The organism is Alicyclobacillus suci (genome assembly GCF_017329615.1).
In the GTDB taxonomy this organism is placed as follows: domain Bacteria; phylum Bacillota; class Bacilli; order Alicyclobacillales; family Alicyclobacillaceae; genus Alicyclobacillus; species Alicyclobacillus suci.
Window position 1 is genome coordinate 34,913 of sequence record NZ_JAFMTW010000008.1, and the last position, 16,747, is coordinate 51,659.

General features: G+C 48.6%; 24 protein-coding genes and 2 other annotated features. Of the genes, 15 read left to right on the top strand and 9 right to left on the bottom strand.

Going from position 1 to position 16,747, the window contains the following annotated elements:
- The first annotated feature begins 53 nt into the window (after window positions 1-53).
- Window positions 54-704: a thiamine phosphate synthase gene (gene thiE, locus J3482_RS06030; protein ID WP_146821866.1), complete on the top strand. Its 651-nt coding sequence runs from the start codon at window positions 54-56 to the stop codon at window positions 702-704.
- Between the two features lie 41 nt (window positions 705-745).
- On the opposite strand, the gene J3482_RS06035 is transcribed toward thiE, so the two are convergent.
- The 4 genes from J3482_RS06035 to J3482_RS06050 are packed head-to-tail and all read right to left on the bottom strand — an operon-like array spanning window position 746 to window position 2,276.
- Window positions 746-1,237, bottom strand: a complete 492-nt coding sequence (locus J3482_RS06035) for an Hsp20/alpha crystallin family protein (RefSeq protein ID WP_188332133.1) — start codon at window positions 1,235-1,237, stop codon at window positions 746-748.
- Window positions 1,238-1,280: 43 nt separating this feature from the next.
- A complete protein-coding gene (locus tag J3482_RS06040) occupies window positions 1,281-1,517 on the bottom strand; it encodes a hypothetical protein (protein WP_146821868.1) in 237 nt (78 codons plus the stop codon).
- Window positions 1,514-1,831, bottom strand: coding sequence for a hypothetical protein (locus J3482_RS06045; RefSeq protein WP_146821869.1), 318 nt, complete (start codon window positions 1,829-1,831; stop codon window positions 1,514-1,516). Before J3482_RS06045 ends, J3482_RS06040 begins: the two co-directional genes overlap by 4 nt.
- Before the next feature lie 13 nt (window positions 1,832-1,844).
- The gene (locus tag J3482_RS06050; protein WP_146821870.1) at window positions 1,845-2,276 is read right to left on the bottom strand and encodes a hypothetical protein; all 432 of its coding nucleotides are present in this window, start codon (window positions 2,274-2,276) and stop codon (window positions 1,845-1,847) included.
- 296 nt (window positions 2,277-2,572) lie between these two features.
- Between J3482_RS06050 and J3482_RS06055 the strand changes: the two genes are divergently transcribed.
- The 5 genes from J3482_RS06055 to J3482_RS06075 all read left to right on the top strand — a co-directional run bounded on the left by J3482_RS06055 (window position 2,573) and on the right by J3482_RS06075 (window position 4,686).
- The gene (locus J3482_RS06055; RefSeq protein WP_206922188.1) at window positions 2,573-2,926 is read left to right on the top strand and encodes a hypothetical protein; all 354 of its coding nucleotides are present in this window, start codon (window positions 2,573-2,575) and stop codon (window positions 2,924-2,926) included.
- Between the two features lie 107 nt (window positions 2,927-3,033).
- Window positions 3,034-3,576, top strand: coding sequence for a hypothetical protein (locus tag J3482_RS06060; protein WP_146821872.1), 543 nt, complete (start codon window positions 3,034-3,036; stop codon window positions 3,574-3,576).
- 43 nt (window positions 3,577-3,619) lie between these two features.
- Entirely contained in the window at window positions 3,620-3,877 is a 258-nt protein-coding gene (locus J3482_RS06065; RefSeq protein WP_236017950.1) for a hypothetical protein, read from the top strand.
- Window positions 3,878-3,908: 31 nt separating this feature from the next.
- On the top strand, window positions 3,909-4,157 hold the full coding sequence (locus tag J3482_RS06070) for a hypothetical protein (RefSeq protein ID WP_146821873.1): 249 nt from the start codon (window positions 3,909-3,911) through the stop codon (window positions 4,155-4,157).
- Window positions 4,158-4,515: 358 nt separating this feature from the next.
- Complete coding sequence (locus tag J3482_RS06075) at window positions 4,516-4,686, top strand: hypothetical protein (protein WP_188332134.1); 171 nt, start codon at window positions 4,516-4,518, stop codon at window positions 4,684-4,686.
- Window positions 4,687-4,952: 266 nt separating this feature from the next.
- On the opposite strand, the gene J3482_RS06080 is transcribed toward J3482_RS06075, so the two are convergent.
- Window positions 4,953-5,234 (bottom strand): chorismate mutase, encoded by a 282-nt coding sequence (locus J3482_RS06080; RefSeq protein ID WP_146821874.1) that lies wholly within the window; start codon window positions 5,232-5,234, stop codon window positions 4,953-4,955.
- Window positions 5,227-6,093, bottom strand: coding sequence for a 3-deoxy-7-phosphoheptulonate synthase (aroF, locus tag J3482_RS06085; protein ID WP_146821875.1), 867 nt, complete (start codon window positions 6,091-6,093; stop codon window positions 5,227-5,229). Before aroF ends, J3482_RS06080 begins: the two co-directional genes overlap by 8 nt.
- 132 nt (window positions 6,094-6,225) lie before the next feature.
- Window positions 6,226-6,447: a binding site (T-box leader), on the bottom strand.
- Window positions 6,448-6,483: 36 nt separating this feature from the next.
- Window positions 6,484-6,713 (bottom strand) — a binding site (T-box leader).
- A 215-nt stretch (window positions 6,714-6,928) separates the two neighbouring features.
- Here aroF and J3482_RS21780 point away from each other — a divergent pair.
- Complete coding sequence (locus J3482_RS21780; RefSeq protein ID WP_223204030.1) at window positions 6,929-7,006, top strand: putative holin-like toxin; 78 nt, start codon at window positions 6,929-6,931, stop codon at window positions 7,004-7,006.
- Window positions 7,007-7,831: 825 nt separating this feature from the next.
- Window positions 7,832-8,164 carry an MTH1187 family thiamine-binding protein gene (locus J3482_RS06090; protein WP_188332135.1) on the top strand — a complete coding sequence of 111 codons (333 nt, stop codon included), beginning with the start codon at window positions 7,832-7,834 and terminating at the stop codon, window positions 8,162-8,164.
- A 59-nt stretch (window positions 8,165-8,223) separates the two neighbouring features.
- Here the strand turns inward: J3482_RS06090 and J3482_RS06095 are convergent, their stop codons facing one another.
- On the bottom strand, window positions 8,224-8,685 hold the full coding sequence (locus tag J3482_RS06095) for a Fur family transcriptional regulator (RefSeq protein ID WP_223204021.1): 462 nt from the start codon (window positions 8,683-8,685) through the stop codon (window positions 8,224-8,226).
- 222 nt (window positions 8,686-8,907) lie between these two features.
- Here J3482_RS06095 and ahpC point away from each other — a divergent pair, with 222 nt between their 5' ends.
- The 7 genes from ahpC to J3482_RS06125 all read left to right on the top strand — a co-directional run bounded on the left by ahpC (window position 8,908) and on the right by J3482_RS06125 (window position 13,824).
- The gene (gene ahpC, locus J3482_RS06100) at window positions 8,908-9,471 is read left to right on the top strand and encodes an alkyl hydroperoxide reductase subunit C (RefSeq protein WP_146821877.1); all 564 of its coding nucleotides are present in this window, start codon (window positions 8,908-8,910) and stop codon (window positions 9,469-9,471) included.
- Window positions 9,472-9,485: 14 nt separating this feature from the next.
- Entirely contained in the window at window positions 9,486-11,015 is a 1,530-nt protein-coding gene (gene ahpF / locus J3482_RS06105) for an alkyl hydroperoxide reductase subunit F (RefSeq protein WP_146821878.1), read from the top strand.
- A 201-nt stretch (window positions 11,016-11,216) separates the two neighbouring features.
- Window positions 11,217-11,786, top strand: coding sequence for an ATP:cob(I)alamin adenosyltransferase (locus tag J3482_RS06110; RefSeq protein ID WP_146824801.1), 570 nt, complete (start codon window positions 11,217-11,219; stop codon window positions 11,784-11,786).
- 44 nt (window positions 11,787-11,830) lie between these two features.
- Window positions 11,831-11,962, top strand: coding sequence for a hypothetical protein (locus J3482_RS21265; protein ID WP_262927024.1), 132 nt, complete (start codon window positions 11,831-11,833; stop codon window positions 11,960-11,962).
- A 20-nt stretch (window positions 11,963-11,982) separates the two neighbouring features.
- Complete coding sequence (gene ybaK / locus J3482_RS06115) at window positions 11,983-12,456, top strand: Cys-tRNA(Pro) deacylase (protein WP_146824800.1); 474 nt, start codon at window positions 11,983-11,985, stop codon at window positions 12,454-12,456.
- Window positions 12,457-12,595: 139 nt separating this feature from the next.
- Complete coding sequence (locus tag J3482_RS06120) at window positions 12,596-12,931, top strand: PadR family transcriptional regulator (protein WP_146824799.1); 336 nt, start codon at window positions 12,596-12,598, stop codon at window positions 12,929-12,931.
- Window positions 12,928-13,824: a permease prefix domain 1-containing protein gene (locus J3482_RS06125; protein WP_146824798.1), complete on the top strand. Its 897-nt coding sequence runs from the start codon at window positions 12,928-12,930 to the stop codon at window positions 13,822-13,824. The genes J3482_RS06120 and J3482_RS06125 overlap by 4 nt, the downstream gene beginning before the upstream one ends.
- Window positions 13,825-13,988: 164 nt before the next feature.
- Here J3482_RS06125 and J3482_RS06130 read toward each other — a convergent pair whose 3' ends face one another.
- Together J3482_RS06130 and J3482_RS06135 are read right to left on the bottom strand one after the other, a co-directional pair.
- Entirely contained in the window at window positions 13,989-15,152 is a 1,164-nt protein-coding gene (locus J3482_RS06130; RefSeq protein WP_206922189.1) for a serine hydrolase domain-containing protein, read from the bottom strand.
- A 98-nt stretch (window positions 15,153-15,250) separates the two neighbouring features.
- Entirely contained in the window at window positions 15,251-16,723 is a 1,473-nt protein-coding gene (locus J3482_RS06135) for an aldehyde dehydrogenase family protein (protein WP_146824797.1), read from the bottom strand.
- Window positions 16,724-16,747 lie beyond the last annotated feature (24 nt).

Below are 16,747 nucleotides of genomic sequence, written 5' to 3' on the forward strand. Positions count from 1 at the left end.
CCCTCCTCGCGTGTCTACACCCTAGCGGCCTCTTTTGACAGGAGGCTTTTTGTATGTCCAATCCGACGTTGAGCCGTGCGCAACTAAGCGACAAATTGGCCCTTTACTTGGTGACTGATCAGCGAGCGGACACCGCGAATCTGCTAGATGTGGTTCAGCAAGCGCTGAGCGGCGGCGTCACAACGGTTCAACTTCGACGCAAGCACGACGATGGGGCACAACTGGTGGAACTCGGGCGGGCCATTCGCAAATTGACGAGGGAATACGGTGCGTTTTACATCGTGAATGACCGCGTTGATATCGCACTTCTCACCGATGCCGACGGCGTTCATGTTGGGCAGAGTGACATTTCGTGTACGGACGTGCGAAAGTTGGTGGGGGATACCATGGTGATTGGCGTCTCCACTTGCACCGTGGAAGAAGCACAGATTGCGGTTGCCGCAGGCGCTGATTACCTGGGGGTAGGGTCCGTGTTTCCGACGTCGTCGAAGCCGGATGCGGATATGTGTGGAATTGACGGACTTCAAGCGATTGCTGACTGCGTCGATGTGCCAATCGTCGGGATTGGCGGCATCCAGCAGGACAATGTTGTTCAAGTCCTGGAAGCAGGCGCAGATGGCATCGCGGTGGTGTCCGCAATTATGGGGGCTTCGGACGTGTCGGGCGCGAGTGCCGATTTATTGGCGATGGTTCGGAATCGCTAACGCGGTGGACAATCGAGGAACGGCTGAGGTATTGGGCGGATTTACTCAAATTCGATGTCTACAGCATGGTGGATTTCTCCTTCTGTCGGCGAGAACTTTTCTAAAACGATAATCAGAAGGCCGTTGGCGTAAGAAGCTTTGACGGATTCTGGACGGATACGCACGGGCAGTTCGATGGTTCGTTCGAACGGACCCACATAGCGTTCCGACGTCAGCACGTGCGCGTTGCGCTTTCCGGTTGGCGTCGGTACATTCCCGCGCAGGAACAGGCTGTAGGAACTCACCTGCAGGGAGATGTCCGTTCGCTTCAGCCCAGGGATTTCCGCCCAGACGCTAAATTCATTCCCAAGGTCATAGATGTCGACGGCAGGGTATACTTGTTCGGTTTCTTCCTCGCGCGCGAGTGGGTCCGCATTGAACCCTGCCATGGAGAAGTGTTTAAAAAAATCTTCACCTAATAATTTCTTGATATCTCGTAAATCACCGAGGTTCTTCAGATATTCAAATGGATTTTGTTGGCCACCGTTTTTCATGGACGTATGCCTCCCTGCATCACCCAGCAGGTGTCGTGGAGCTTCACAACGTTTGGTCTGACTGAGCATGCCTTTTTGCATGTTCGCTGTCGACGACATCGTTATCTAACGTGATTTGGACGTTTTCGAACAACGCGTTGCCTTGCCCACGTATTGAGCCAAAGCCATCGGATACCTTGCGCGAGGTGGTTTGACAAACTACCACGTTGTGACCAAAGTACGCGTGCGATGCGTCGGTTATCGTGCCGATTTGAATGCGCCCCTGACGCCACTGATTCATCGTTTGAGCCCTTCTTCTTTCGAGGATTGCAACAGGCTTTCAACCCACTTGGGAATGTCTGTTTCATTTTGGAACGAAACCGTATCGAGTATATCCGGGTCGCTTAAGAGTGATTTGAGATTTCGCATGACATTGTGATCTCCCGTCACATTTCCGAACCCCTGGTTATGTTTTTTGACACTTCGAAAGTTGGTCGGGAAGTTGTTTCCGACATTTAGGCAAGAAGCACCCTCCATGTTGGAAACGGACACGGTTCCGACAATAAATACTGTCGAAAAGAGACCTGGCTCAGTGTTGTCTTCCTGGTCAGCCAATGTAGTAAGCCCCCTATTGTTGGTCGACTTTTATCGAGTAGCCGCTATCTGTCCTCGCTAGGTGGGGATGCTCGGTGGACCCCGGAGAAACGGGACTCGTATCGTTTGTGGATTCCTCCGTCGATTCATTCCAGTTGTTCGAGCCATCCGATTGCACGAGTCGACGAAATCCCGATTGCTTGTTTGATAATCGCTGTCGCTGAGGGTTGTCCATTTGAAAGTTATTGCCCACATTCAGCGTTCCACTCAACTCTTTGACATCGATGCGGTCTAACTGAAAGAGCAGTTTATCCAATGTGGCCTGCTCTATTTTCAAGTTTTGAATGTGCACATTTCCAGGGGCTTTGGCCAATTCGTACGGTAAAGATCTCAGGAGTTGGTTGGTACGGCGGAGTTCTTCAATTAAAAGTGTCTGATTGCGAAGAATGCGACGTGATGCAAACATAAAATGATTCAACTCCTCTCGGGATTTTGGCCACCCCGAAAAACACTTGATTCTTTATGGCCTTTGCGCACGATATACAAATCACCATATGGATATGTTCGTCATTCAATGTTTATGAAAGACCAGCTATCTAATGTCAAGCATTCAATTGAGTTCTAAGAACCATGAAGGGAAGTGATTTTTGGGCGCATCTATATAAGCTTGTCAGAGAACATTTGCTCGTATTCAGGAGATAGCTGGCTTCCAAGGCGATTTCTGTGGATGATACACAGCACGGTCCCAAGGGGGGGATGGGGATGTGGGAGGATTTCATCAAATCATTTTTGGCTCGGGAAGGTCATCGAGTCCCTTGGTGGACAGATACGGAAAAGGTGGTTGAGAACATGCTCCCGCAGGATATGCCGTACTGGGTCAGGCAGTTTATAACATATCCTAAGTCGTATCGCGACGGTGACGAGCGAAACGACAACCAATCCTTGAAAATGTTTCACGATTTACACCAGTTAAGCGCTCAATGGCCATTTTCCGCACTGGGGTTTGATCCCTTTTGGCTGTTTCACAACGGTTCAGACGCATCAGATGCATCCGTCAATCGGAAAACAGGCCGTCCGAGGCCGTCCGTACGCAGGCGATACAAACATCGGCCCTAAATCCATGAGGGCCACTAGATACAAGATACGCGTGTGTCAAAGCAGGAGATTTTGCCGCCTGCGTTTTGGGGAAGTTGCATTGGGTGAGGGAATGTAGGAGTGGTGGTGTGAAAGCAAATCAAGCGGTGAATCTGACGGTCAATACTATTGCTGGGAACTCGGGTGTGTATTTTGGAAACCAAAATATTGCAATCGGCGTCAGCAGCCATTCAAAATCCAATAGTGCGATAGGGTCAATCGGCAGCCAAAATCTTGTCTACCGCAACATCAATCTCATTTACGATCCCGACGTTATCGACACACCAATAGACGATAGAGATATCCATGTTTTCGCGCCACACTATCAGCACTCTGCACCGAATGTATTGAATACGCGCGTCAACGACATTCAGTGTGAGACGATTACCCAGAATTCCGGCGTATTCATCGGGGAAACGCGTATTACCGGACTAGACGCGCATCAAAAGGAGAACATCGCATACGGTCAGACATACGGGCACGTCAATCAATCGAAGGGGAACCTCAATATCGCTTATGACCCCGACGTCGTCGATGCACTGATTGACGATAGAGATGTGAAGTCTGGGGTATTCGTGGCGGCGCCAGAACCACCTGTTGTAGCACAGCGCACATTGAATACAGATTCGTAGCGTCGCGCACGATGGGCAAGTGTTGCGATGGCGCGCAAGGGGGGTGACACGGATTCCGAACCTCATTTCCTTTGGCGTGATTCATATCCACTCCCCGCAGCAGAACGCAGGCGTATTTGTGGGTCAGATTAATATCACAGGTTTCGATGCCAATGTGAAGTATAATCAAGGGCATGGCTCAATGTATGGCATCTTTAACTGGAGTCAAAACAACGTGAACCACACGTTTGATGGCATGGAACTATTAGACGGCGTGATTTTAGATCAGGACATCAAATCACAAATTGCAAGTAATTTCTAGGATTGCAAAACGCTATGTGGGAGGTTCTACAATGCCATCTATGTTCAACATTGGAATCTTAAACGTCAGTACACCCCAGCAGAACGCGGGCGTGTTTTTGGGAGAATTGAATTTCACCGGTTGGGATGCAAATATGAAAATGAACCAAGGGCAAGGCGGCATTTTTGGGGTTTTATGCATGAATGGAGGCGTCATCAACAGTACCTTTGATGGTCTGGAAGGCGCCGATGGTAATATTCTTGACCAGGATATGAAGGGGCAGATTAGTGGAAACGTGTGACGACCCAGCGTTACGCTTGACAAATGGGCACGGGTCGACAATCTACACGACAGTTTTGTGGAGGCTGCGGGGAAGAGGCAGTCTCTTTTGTAATATTTGGGGGCGAGCGAGATGTCGGTCACGGCACGTGGCGCATACCACTGTCTTAATCAGACATCCAGGCTCGGCGGAGGATATACTGTAGGAGGCATTGGCCTACAGGACATTCACGGAATCGAATCTTGATTCACTGGAATATGATAAGAATGAGGCGTCAGATGCGAAACGTTAGACCATTTTGTGAAATCCATTGGATCCTTGAGGTGCCTGAATTGTGATTGGGTATGCGTCATTATGAAGGATTAGGGCGGTGCGACGAGTGGCCGTAAACAAGAAGCGACCTACCAAAATTCAGCCATCCAAAGAGGCGTATCAAGTCGTGGCAAGCATCGCCTGGATTGCGGGTTCGGTCCTTTTTGTTGCTGGGTCTGCTGTTTCCGTTGCGGGTGCTTTGAAAGCGTACAAGGATAAGCAAAAACAAAGCAGGTAAGGTTCTTGGAGTCGGCAGGTAGGCTTAGGACAGATAAGCCAGCGGGCCTCGACGCGTGAGGGACCGCGGCGTGCGGCATATGGCGTGGTGTGCCCCCGGGCCCATAAGGCAGAATATCGACTTTATTTTCTGATTTTCAGTTTTCCATAAACTTTAATAATATTCGTCAGAATACCCGAATCGAACGCAGGAGTTGGGGAAGGGCGGTGTCTACCTCCAACTCCTAAGTACGATCGCGGTATTTCACCAAAAAACCAGAGACGAGGTTACACCTCTGTGCGCTGTACGCGGCACGATTCTTCGTGGATTAATTCGAACAAATGCGTTACGAAGCGCTCTTGCATACCATGTAATGCGCCTAGATGAAGAAAGCGTTGTTGAACCTGGTTGGCTCTATCCGGCTGATAAACGTCGACATTTTTGCTGCGTTTTATGGTACCAATGGTTTTCGAAAGCTCGAACCGCTTGGCCAGACAAGTTATCAGTTGGTGGTCAATGGAATCAATTTTCGCCCGAAATTCATCGAGACTGCAGATTGTGTCATCCAATGGTCACACCTTCTTTCACGTTCACTGCACGGGTGAGGATGTCAATGCGTTGCATGAGTTCTGCGAATTCGTCCGGTGTAATACTTTGTTGTCCATCTGACAAAGCCGTTTCAGGTGATTGATGGGCCTCGAGGATGAGACCATCCGCGCCCGCTGCGATGGCGGCCATACTCATGGCACTCACATAGCGTGCGACACCCGTTCCATGACTCGGATCAATAATGATAGGGAGGTGACTCAAGTGTTTGACCACCGGAATCGCATTTAAATCCAGCGTGTTACGCGTTGCGGTCTCAAAGGTTCGAATGCCGCGTTCACAGAGGACGACATTGGGATTGCCTTCACTCAAAATGTATTCCGCTGACATGAGCCATTCTTCTATCGTTGCCGACAAGCCTCGTTTCAGAAGAACGGGTTTTGTCGTTTTGCCGACAGCCCTCAATAAGGGGTAGTTTTGCATATTGCGTGCGCCGATTTGAATCATGTCGACGTACTCACATGCCATAGGCAAATTTTCAATATCCATCACTTCTGACACAATTGGCAGTCCAGTTGCTTCGCGTGCTTCTGCCATAAACTTGAGTCCGGTTTCGCCAAGACCTTGGAACGAGTACGGGGAACTCCGCGGTTTAAATGCTCCCCCGCGCAAGAGATTGGCACCTGCTTGCTTGAGCGCCTGTGCAATTTCGATAATCTGATCTCGGCTTTCCACGGAACAAGGACCCGCCATGACCGTAACGGATCCGTCGCCGATTTTGCGATCACGAACAGAGACAACAGACGGGCTTGGATGATGTAGCCGACTGGCGAGTTTGTACGGAACTGGCTTTGTGGTGACTTCTTGAATCATTGCGACCATTGGTGAATTCCTCCCTAATCGTTGTCAATAAAAACACCCCCGCCCCAGATTAGGGACGAGGGTTACTCGCGGTACCACCCTAATAAAAGGTTTGTGCGATTGGATGGTGGTAAACAAAAAAGCCTCATCCTGACTAGGGACGAGGCTGCTCGCGGTACCACCCTAATAAAAGGCACAAAAACCTTTCACTTGATTGCGTTAACGAGCACTGGTATGCCCGGTTGAGGCTACTTTCCACATGGAGTTCACCGAACAGCTCCGGAGTGTACTTCCGTGCCTATTCAGTTCGGCTCTCACCAACCGCCGACTCTCTGTACCGAATTCAACACGTACTCTCTCCATCTCAGCTTTTTGCGATATACAGTTGTAAAATAAAAAAACTCATCCCTGGCAAGGGACGAGTTTTACTCGCGGTACCACCCTAATCAAAGGCATAAAGGCCTTTTACTTCATTGAGATAACGAAAACGCCGTTGACGTTTCCGGCACTGGCTACTGACCAAATGGCGTTCACCATGCGGCTCCGAAGTGTACTTCCGGCATTTGTTCAGTTCGGTTTCCACCATCCACCGACTCTCTGCACTGATAACAAACCCGTACTCTCTTCATCTCAGCCGTTGCTGTATAAGATTGCGCTCATTTTATCTTGGCGAACGCGGAGTGTCAATAGGCGTATGTATGAAGCCCGCCATTCGCGCGAATCTAGGCGAAGATGCATCGGAAGCGTAATGTTATCAGATGAGGTGCATGAAATGATATACTTACTTCGTATCATCAGGAATGCTTTCATGGGGGCTTGCTTCATCTCCGAGGAGGGGAGGTGAGGCCAGTTGACAGTGTATCAAGCCTTAACGCTGATGATTAGTTTTGCTACGCTTATTGTGGCGCTTCTGTCAGCGAGTAAGAGGAAATGAATTTCGCAAAGGCTTCGCCTGTTTCCGATAAAATAAAATAGACCGCCCTCCTTGACAAAGTTTGCGGTCTATTCCCCCGAGAAGCAGCCCCCTTGAAGGGCGACTGAGATACACATACGGCCATTCGGTGTTGGCGCACCGGGTGGCCCTTCTTTTATCGTATGCTGGTGTTTACACGTATATTATAGACATCTGTACGCGCTATATGCAACGAAGGGTCAGCATAGGCCGTTTCTCTTTAGGCTTGGAATCGAGTTCGCAAATGAATTTGAACCACCATACGATGAAAAATGTAACTGTTTATTGATATCATTCAATTGCAAATTTTTATCCATTATTCTTGATGTTGATATTCAACATTATGTATATTTTAGGTGTGGTTTCCGGATGAATTTAATCGCAAGGAGGCTCTTCACCGGGGGATTGTTGGGTCAGGATTTTCCCACGAGAACTACTCAGGAGATTATGATGCTGAAGACTATTACTACATCGCCGGTTTACCGATGATGTTACATTCCCGCAAGAATTTGCACTTGGATTTCTCGAAAATCAGTCTACATGGAAAATTGATGGGAAAACAACATACCTTGGTCTGCAAGTAACAGAGATAACTGGTCAAGTTCCCCAAGAGCTTCAAGCAAAGCACGATGCGGTAAAATTCAATGTTCTAATCGATTCTCAAACGGGTGTTCTGTTAAAAGAAGAGGAGTATACGTATGAAGGAGCAATACCCAAATATCCCCAAATCCATCGTAGATGATTTTTGGGATAGCTCCTTTCTGTAAGCAAAAAGAAATGTCGTTACGTTCCGGAGGAGGAGTTGTTGTGGCAATTGTCGCGGTAAGTATCGCACCATTGGGGACGGGAAGTACGAGTGTCAGTCAATATGTCGCCCAGACGCAGCGCGTTTTGCAGCGGTTTCCGCAGTTGAAGTTTCGGCTTGATCCGATGTTTACTACCATCGAAGGGGAACTCCCTGACATCTTTACAGCCATTTCGGAGATGCACGAGGCGCTAGTCAGTATGGGAGCACAGCGGCTGTCGACAGTCGTGAAAATTGATGACCGTCGGGATGTCAATCATTCGATGGAAGAGAAAATCGCCGTGGTGGACGCAAAGCTACATCACGAACGCGACGCTGGTTCTATGCAATCGTGACATCGCACATCGCGTAAAGCAAAGGGCATCCGCTTTAGATGCCCTTTTGTCCAGTTGAATTATTGCGTTTGTTCGTTTCTTGCCTCATCCCGACCCTTATCCCGACATTCGCGGCACGTACCTTTGACCTCCAAATGGTAGTCCTCGATTTCAAAGCCTGACGCGTCGGGCGGCAGGGCGAAGTTTGGCGGTTGCGGCAAATAGAAATCGATCAATTTTCCACAGTGCTTACAGACGAGATGATGGTGCGGCTGTACGTTCACATCAAAGCGGCTAGCCGCATCCCCGAACGTGATTTCCTTTACTAGACCCAGTTCTCCAAAGTGCTTCATCGTGTTATATATCGTAGACACGCTCAGACCAGGGAACGTTGGATGAACAGCTTGGTAAATATCGTCCACAGTCGCATGTCCTTCGTAGTGAATGAGGAAATTCAAAATCGCCTCGCGCTGTGGGGTGACCCGCAGCCCTACATCTTTCAGCAGCTTTGGGATATTTGTGTCGGTGGACAGGTTATGCACAGTTATCCCTACTTTCTTAAAAAATTTCTCCAGCGTATCTTTGACAACTCGTTACACACTATCTATAATAGCACCTAGATGATAATTATTATTAAAAAGGAGTGATGCCATTTACTGAAATAATACTATATCGGTCTATTGGATGCCAATACTGCACAACCTGTCAGATGTAGGTCACTGTATCTGCAGTACACCAAACAACTTTTAGGAGGAATTCGTCTTATGTCTCTCATCGGAACCGAAGTAAAACCGTTCAAAGCGCAGGCGTATCACAATGGTGAGTTTATCGAAGTCACCGAAGCTAACTTCAAAGGCAAGTGGAGCGTTGTTTGCTTCTATCCTGCAGACTTTACCTTTGTGTGCCCGACTGAGCTCGAAGACCTTCAAGAACAATATGAGACGCTGAAGTCCCTCGGCGTAGAAGTATACTCGGTCTCCACCGACAGCCATTTCACACATAAAGCGTGGCACGACACGTCTGACACCATCCGCAAAATCACCTATGTGATGATTGGCGACCCGACGCATACAATTTCTCGCAACTTCGACGTGTTGATCGAAGAAGAAGGCGTTGCTGATCGCGGTACGTTTATTATTGACCCAGACGGTGTCATCCAAGCCATTGAGATTAACGCTGGTGGCATTGGCCGTAATGCAAGCACGCTCGTCGACAAGATCAAGGCTGCACAGTATGTTCGGAACCATCCTGGTGAAGTTTGCCCGGCGAAGTGGAAGGAAGGCGCTGAAACACTGAAGCCAAGCCTTGACCTCGTAGGGAAGATTTAAGGAGTCTGGTAAATATGGTGCTTGATGCAGAGATTAAGGAACAGTTAAAGCAATACCTTCAACTCATGGAAGGCGACGTACTGCTGAAAGTGAGTGCAGGATCCGACGATGTATCAAGCGACATGCTGGCCCTCGTAAACGAGCTGGCCAGCATGTCACCTCGGATTCGAGTGGAAGAGACGTCATTGCCAAGAACACCAAGCTTCAGTGTGAATCGCGTAGGCGAAGACACTGGCGTGACGTTCGCTGGAATTCCTTTGGGACACGAGTTTACTTCATTGGTACTTGCGTTGTTGCAAGTCAGTGGGCGCGCGCCGAAGCTTGATCAGAGTGTGATTGACCAAATCAAGAACATTCGCGGCGAGTATCACTTTGAGACCTTTGTCAGCCTCAGTTGCCACAATTGTCCTGATGTCGTGCAGGCGCTGAATGTGATGAGCATTCTCAATCCAGGTATCACGCACACGATGATTGATGGCGCTGCCTTTAAGGCCGAGGCGGAAAGCAAGAACATCATGGCTGTGCCAACTGTCTTCCTCAATGGCGAAGAGTTTAGCAGCGGTCGGATGACTGTCGAGGAGATTCTCGCCAAATTGGGCAGTGCGCCGGATGCAACTGACCTCGCGGATAAAGAGCCTTACGACGTGCTTGTGGTCGGTGGCGGGCCAGCGGGTGCAAGTGCGGCCATTTATGCTGCGCGCAAAGGCATTCGCACAGGTTTGGTAGCGGACCGCTTTGGCGGACAGGTGCTCGATACGGTGGGTATCGAGAACTTCATCAGTGTGAAATACACGGAAGGGCCTCAGCTTGCTGCCAGTCTGGAAGAGCACGTCAAAGAGTACGGTATTGATGTCATGAAAGGACATCTTGCCAAAGGTTTGGAAAAGAAGGAACTCGTCGAAGTTGAACTGGAGAATGGCGCGATTTTGAAGAGTAAGACGGTCATCATTTCGACCGGTGCTCGCTGGCGCAATGTCGGCGTGCCTGGAGAGGCAGAGTTCCGGAATAAAGGTGTAACCTATTGTCCTCACTGTGACGGGCCTTTGTTCACTGGAAAAGATGTCGCCGTGATTGGCGGAGGAAATTCCGGGATTGAAGCCGCGATTGATCTCGCCGGCATTGTACGCCACGTGACCGTACTTGAATTTATGCCAGAATTAAAAGCTGACGCCGTCCTACAAAAGCGGTTGTATAGCCTGCCGAATGTGACCGTGTTAAAGAACGTTCAAACGAAAGAAATTACGGGCACCGATAAGGTTGATGGGATTACCTATGTAGAGCGCGATACCGGTGCCGAAAAACATATAGAACTGCAAGGTGTGTTTGTTCAAATAGGCCTAGTGCCAAATACGGATTGGTTAGGCGATACGGTGGAGCGTAACCGTATGGGCGAAATTGTGGTCGACAGCCACGGCGCCACGAATGTCCCTGGTGTGTTTGCTGCAGGGGATTGTATGAATAGTCCCTACAAGCAGATTATCATCTCCATGGGGTCCGGCGCAACCGCAGCGCTCGGTGCATTCGATTATCTCATCCGAAATTGATGTACCGCGCTGTCCGCTCGTTTGCCGAATTGCCTATTGGGCAATCGGTCAATCATATAACTAGATGCTTGGATGACGTGAAGGCCGCTTATTATAAGCGGCCTTCGTTCGCTTTTTTAACGGTTTCCAATGGTTGTGTGATTACTTTACATGAAAGCGGCAGAGAGGGTTCACAGTACAGTGAGAGGTGATTATCGAACGATGCAGACGGTGAAGCGTTCCAAGAGGTATCGGTGCGAACAAATGGCGCAGGAACAACTAGCAGACGAGTTCGGAGCTATCGCCGCTCTGAAGTCTCCACTTTTCATCGGAATCGGCGTCGATAAGCACCTCGACTGTACCCTAAGTCATCAAAATCTACCTGGAAACAAGGTCTATATCACGGGATCTCGCCACGGTCTTCGCCAGTTTGGTCAAAACTTTGGCTACTGCAGCGGTGATCGTTCAGGTAGCCGAGGCCGCCGTATCGCAAAAGACAGCCTGAGCGTTGCAACATATGGTACGGTTGATGAGGCAAACGTCATGCTAGGCGCGGCATTATCCTTGATGATTACATCGCCTGAGTTCTTTGACTTGATTCGTTACGGCACCCGCATACAACGAGATCTGTTTGATGTAGGCCGCGACTTAGCCACACCAGACGACAAACGGGGTGGAGTGCATGGTCGACGTACACTACACTTTGACAATATGGCGGGCACATTGGTTGCCGAAAATCATTTTTACTTGGCTGAAGACAGGGAGGAGAGTTGTGGGTACGATGGGTTGTAGTCAACCATTCACAGGGAGGAACCATCCTGGAGGGTACGGCCAAGTTGAGCCAAAACAAATCCATAGACACCATACGCGGTGTGGTAAAGGGACTCACAGAATCTCCGGACAAGCTCGCACATGATGTGGCAGACCTCATGCAGCGCAATCTCGAGATGCTAGAGAAACGGATTTGATAAGTTTAGAGGTGGCGGAAATGGCAGCAAAAACCATCGCATGTCGCATATTGGATAGACAAAACATCCCCTATCAGGTGCACGAGTACGACTGGAACGAAGAGGCGCTCGACGCAAAGACAGTCGCGCAAAAGGTGGGAATTTCGCCGTCGCAGATTTTCAAAACACTCGTGCTTCGAGGCGATAAGACGGGCGTTTTAATGACCTGCATCCCGGGGGATAGAGAACTGGATTTAAAAGCTGTGGCAATCATCAGTGGGAATAAAAAAGTGGAGATGGTCCATGTGAAAGAGCTTCAGATGTTGACCGGATATATTCGAGGCGGAGTTTCTCCACTCGGCGTGAAGAAAAAATACCCACTCTATCTTGACGAATCTGTTCAAGGTCTAGACCCCGTAAGTATTAGTGCCGGACGACGAGGACTGCAAATTTTCTTAAAAGGGGCGGACCTTGTTTTCGCGTGCGAGGCTACTTTAGGTGCAATTTCTCGATAAAACCAATCCGTAGTTTCCGGTTGAAACTTGAAATGCCCTATACAGCCACGGGCCATCATTTATGCATGCTTCTTGACTCACGTCGATGCATGCATTTACTATGTACATAAGTTATCTATATATATAGAGGTGTGGAACAATGCGCAATGAACGGGTTAGAGGTTACCTTGACGGTATTGTCCTCTCAATTTTAGTAACAGGTGATACATATGGATATGAGATTGTCCAAAAGGTGAATGAACGAACACACGGGGCATTGCAACTAAAAGAAGGTTCCCTTTATCCAGCGCTCAAGCGACTGGAGGCGGAACACTTTATTGAAGGATATTGGGGCACAGACAAAGAGACAGGTCCTCGTCGGCGCTACTACACATTAACAGAGCGTGGAAAGAGCCAACTAGAAAGAATTCGTCGTGAATGGACGGAGGAACAACGAGTGTTGTCGGTGTTTTTGGGGAGAGTGGGACTTGAGTGAAGAACTTCGATAATTACTTTTATAGCGTCTTCAAAGGTACATATCTTTCAAAACGCGAAAAGCAGGTGTGGTTGGAAGAAATGCAGGGCCATCTGGAAGCATCGATTGAACAAGCGATAAAGCGTGGATTGACCGAACATGAAGCACACGCATCCGCCTTCGCATCGTTTGGAACGGCGAGGGAAGTTCGGCGGCGTATCATTCGTGAAACCTATGGTGTGTCACCTCGTTGGTTTCTTACATTATCGTTACTGTGTTTAACGGTTTTTGTTACATCCTTGTTTGTTCAAATGCGTATGAACGACGTGATACCATCTACGTTAACGCCGATTCCGACACCTAGATGGGTCGTTTACTGGAACCACAACCTGTTTCTATCACACTTGCAAGCGTGGATTGGACTCGCGGTGCTCCTGTTTATGTACGTTTTCACAAGAAAACGAAGTGACCGTATTGCTGTCTTCCTGTCACTGACACCGTTTTGTATCGTGTGGCTCATAGGGAGAATGACGCATGAATTTTCGATGAGTTCGATGGTGTTTGCAGGTTATCCAATTATGGCACCACTCGGCCCGCCAGAAATGACAGGTTACTTGATGTTATTGGCCGTGTGTCTTGCAGTTTACACTTGGACGCGCAACCGCATTGTGAGTCTTACACCTTGGATACTCTCCATTATCTTGACGATTTGGCCAATCTTAAGGGACACAGTGCAAACTGCCCTTTGGAATCTAACAAGCAACCCTATTTTCTGGGGGCATGCGTATCCAGACGCTTACTATTTATGGTGGTCAATCTTGACGATTTTGGTACGCCTAATTGTTCTTGGATTATTCATCTATGGTTGCAGGAAAGTGGACGCGATTCGCTTTCGCAAATCACACACCGCGTAGTTAACACAACATTTTGGGCCGACACTTCGCTTTTTGCGGAGGTCGGCGCCGAGATCTGAAAGCTGGACTTTTGGCTTTAACGGTTAAAATTTAATGTCCGATAATATATATTATGTTAACTGAAAATCGTGTTGAATAGAACTCAATAGACCGCACAGTAGTAGTCATCTCAATTGATAAATTTGTGTTTCAAACTTGGCGAATAAGTCTAAAACTTTTGGGTCTGCAAACGGGAAAATCTGTGTCAAGATTATCCCTGTTACGCGCTCAACCGGGTCAATCCAAAAGTACGTGTTCGCCAAGCCTGCCCACGCAAGGCTTCCGGCACGGCGTCCGGTCGGTGCGTCCTCCATGTTGATCATAAAACCCAAGCCCCACTTTTTCTCCATGCCAGGGAAAAATTCACCGTCGTTGGTCACGGCCGCTATTGCGCTCTTCATCGGACGTACGTTCAGACTTCCGATGTGATTGCGCCGCATCATCTGCACAGTTTCCGACTGTAAAATACGAGTCCCATTCGCCATACCCTCATGTAAAAGCATTTGTGTAAACTTCAAATAGTCTGTGCCGGTTGAATATAGTCCTGCTCCACCCATAAAGAATTCGGGATCTTGCGGGACTTCAAAATCAATCCGTGTGAGCGTTCCATCTTCTCCACGTTGGTGCATGGCGGCCAGACGCGAGCGGGCACCGTCAGGTATTCGAAATCCTGTATCTTCCATACGCAGCGGCGTGAAAGCGTTCTCCTTGAGGTAATCCTGAAGGGATCGACCACTGACGACTTCAACGGCTTTGCCAACCCAATCTATGTTGATACCGTATTCCCAACGATCACCCGGATCAAAAACCAGCGGCGTGCTGAGCGTGATATTTTTGCATTCGATGATGTTTGGAATCTGTGCTCGTTCCATATAACACATCATATCCGCATTCCACATATCGTACGTGAACCCTGCTGTATGCGTAAGCAGATGGCGAAGCGTTATCGGCCGCTTCGGAGTTCTATACCTTGGCTCACCAGATTCGCTGAATCCTTCCAAGACTTTGACGGTCGTCAACTCGGGCAATACACGCCCGATCGGCTCATCCAGTTGGAGTCTCCCCTGTTCGACGAGTTGCATGGCGGCGACGGAAGTGACGGCTTTAGTCATTGACGCGATCCAAAATACCGTATCGGTTGTCATTGGTACACGATTGTCTACGGCCCTGTGGCCAAATGCCCCGTGATAGGTCACACCATCTGCAGTTCCTGCGATAGCCACTACCCCAGGAACATCTCCCTTTTCGACAGTCTCCTCCAAAAGCCGATCAATAACATCAGTTCCCACATCAATCAATCCCCCAAGCTACCCGATAGCACCTGGTCAACCGACCAGGTGCTTTGTGCTGAACTACATAACTTCAACGATACGTAGATTAAAGTAGATTAAATAGGATATTGACGGTCTTCTTTTTGCACCGAGATCCACTGTAGGGTTGTGAATTCTTCAATACCCCACTCTCCGCAATAGCGTCCAATTCCTGACGATTTCTCGCCACCAAATGGAACATTCGGTTCTACGTTTACAGTTTGGTCGTTGACGTGAATCATCCCGGTGACCACTTGCTGGGCAACGTGGACGCCATGTTCTATCGATCCCGAGAACACCGCACCACTCAAACCGGTATCGCAATCATTGGCAATCCGAATCGCTTCATCTTCATTATCAACAGGAAGAATCGCGGCAACCGGGCCAAAAATCTCATGTTTTGCGATAGCCATATCGTTTGTGACATCCGTCAGAATAAACGGTGTCATCAGATTGCCGTCGAGCTTTCCTTCCAGTTCTAACTTTGCGCCTTCCCGAAGACTTTGTTGGATCAGATCCATGATTCTCTGAGCCTGACGTTGATTAATTAATGGACCAATCAGGGTTTGTGGATCCGCCGGATCACCCACTTTGACTTTCATGGTTGATGCTTTAAATTTGGTGACGAATTCTTCATAAACACTGCGACAAACGATGATTCGGTTGGTCGCGATACAAATTTGACCCTGGTGCAAAAATTTCCCGAATGTAGCGGCAGCGACAGCCTGGTCAATATTTGCGTCATCCAGAACAATAAACACATTGTTTCCACCAAGCTCGAGTGCGGCCTTTCGCAGTGTCCGTCCAGCGATTTCGCCGATCCGCCTTCCAGCCGCCGTGGAACCAGTAAAAGAAATAACGCTTGGAATCGGATGCTCAACCATATAGTCCCCGATTTCTTGAACATCCGCCACTACGACACTCAGCACGCCTTTTGGAAGCCCTGCTTGTTCAAAGATTTGTGCAATCAGTAAGCCACCGGTAATGGGTGTTTGGGAATCCGCTTTCAAGACAATGCTGTTCCCTGTCGCAATCGCCGGAGCAATCACGCGAATACTTAAGTAAAATGGCCAATTCCACGGCGTGATTGCACCAATCACACCAACAGGCTTCCGATACACCCGATTTTCCTTTCCGGGAATGAGAGACGGTAAAATGGTACCGTTTAATCTGAATGAATACTGTGCTGCATACTTTAAGTCCCCAATTGACGTATCGACCTCGATACTCGCTTTTAATTGAGAACTTCCGGTTTCCTGCACCAAATAGTTGATGATTTCCTCTTTCCGTTGACCTAATATTTCCGCCGCCCGTTCTAGAACACTCGCTCTTTCATATGCTGAGGCATTTGCCCAGGCAGGTTGAACTTGTTTTGCAAATTGGTAAGCTTGGTCAATATCATCTTTGCTTGCTAATTTGATTTCAGCTAATACCTCTTGGTTAAATGGATTCGTCACGGTTTCATAGCGTGAACTGGATCCTTCTTTCCAGGTGCCGCCGATCCATTGTTTGCTCCAAAATGGGAATTTAACGGTCGATACTGTGAACATCTGATTCAACTCCGTTTCTTATCG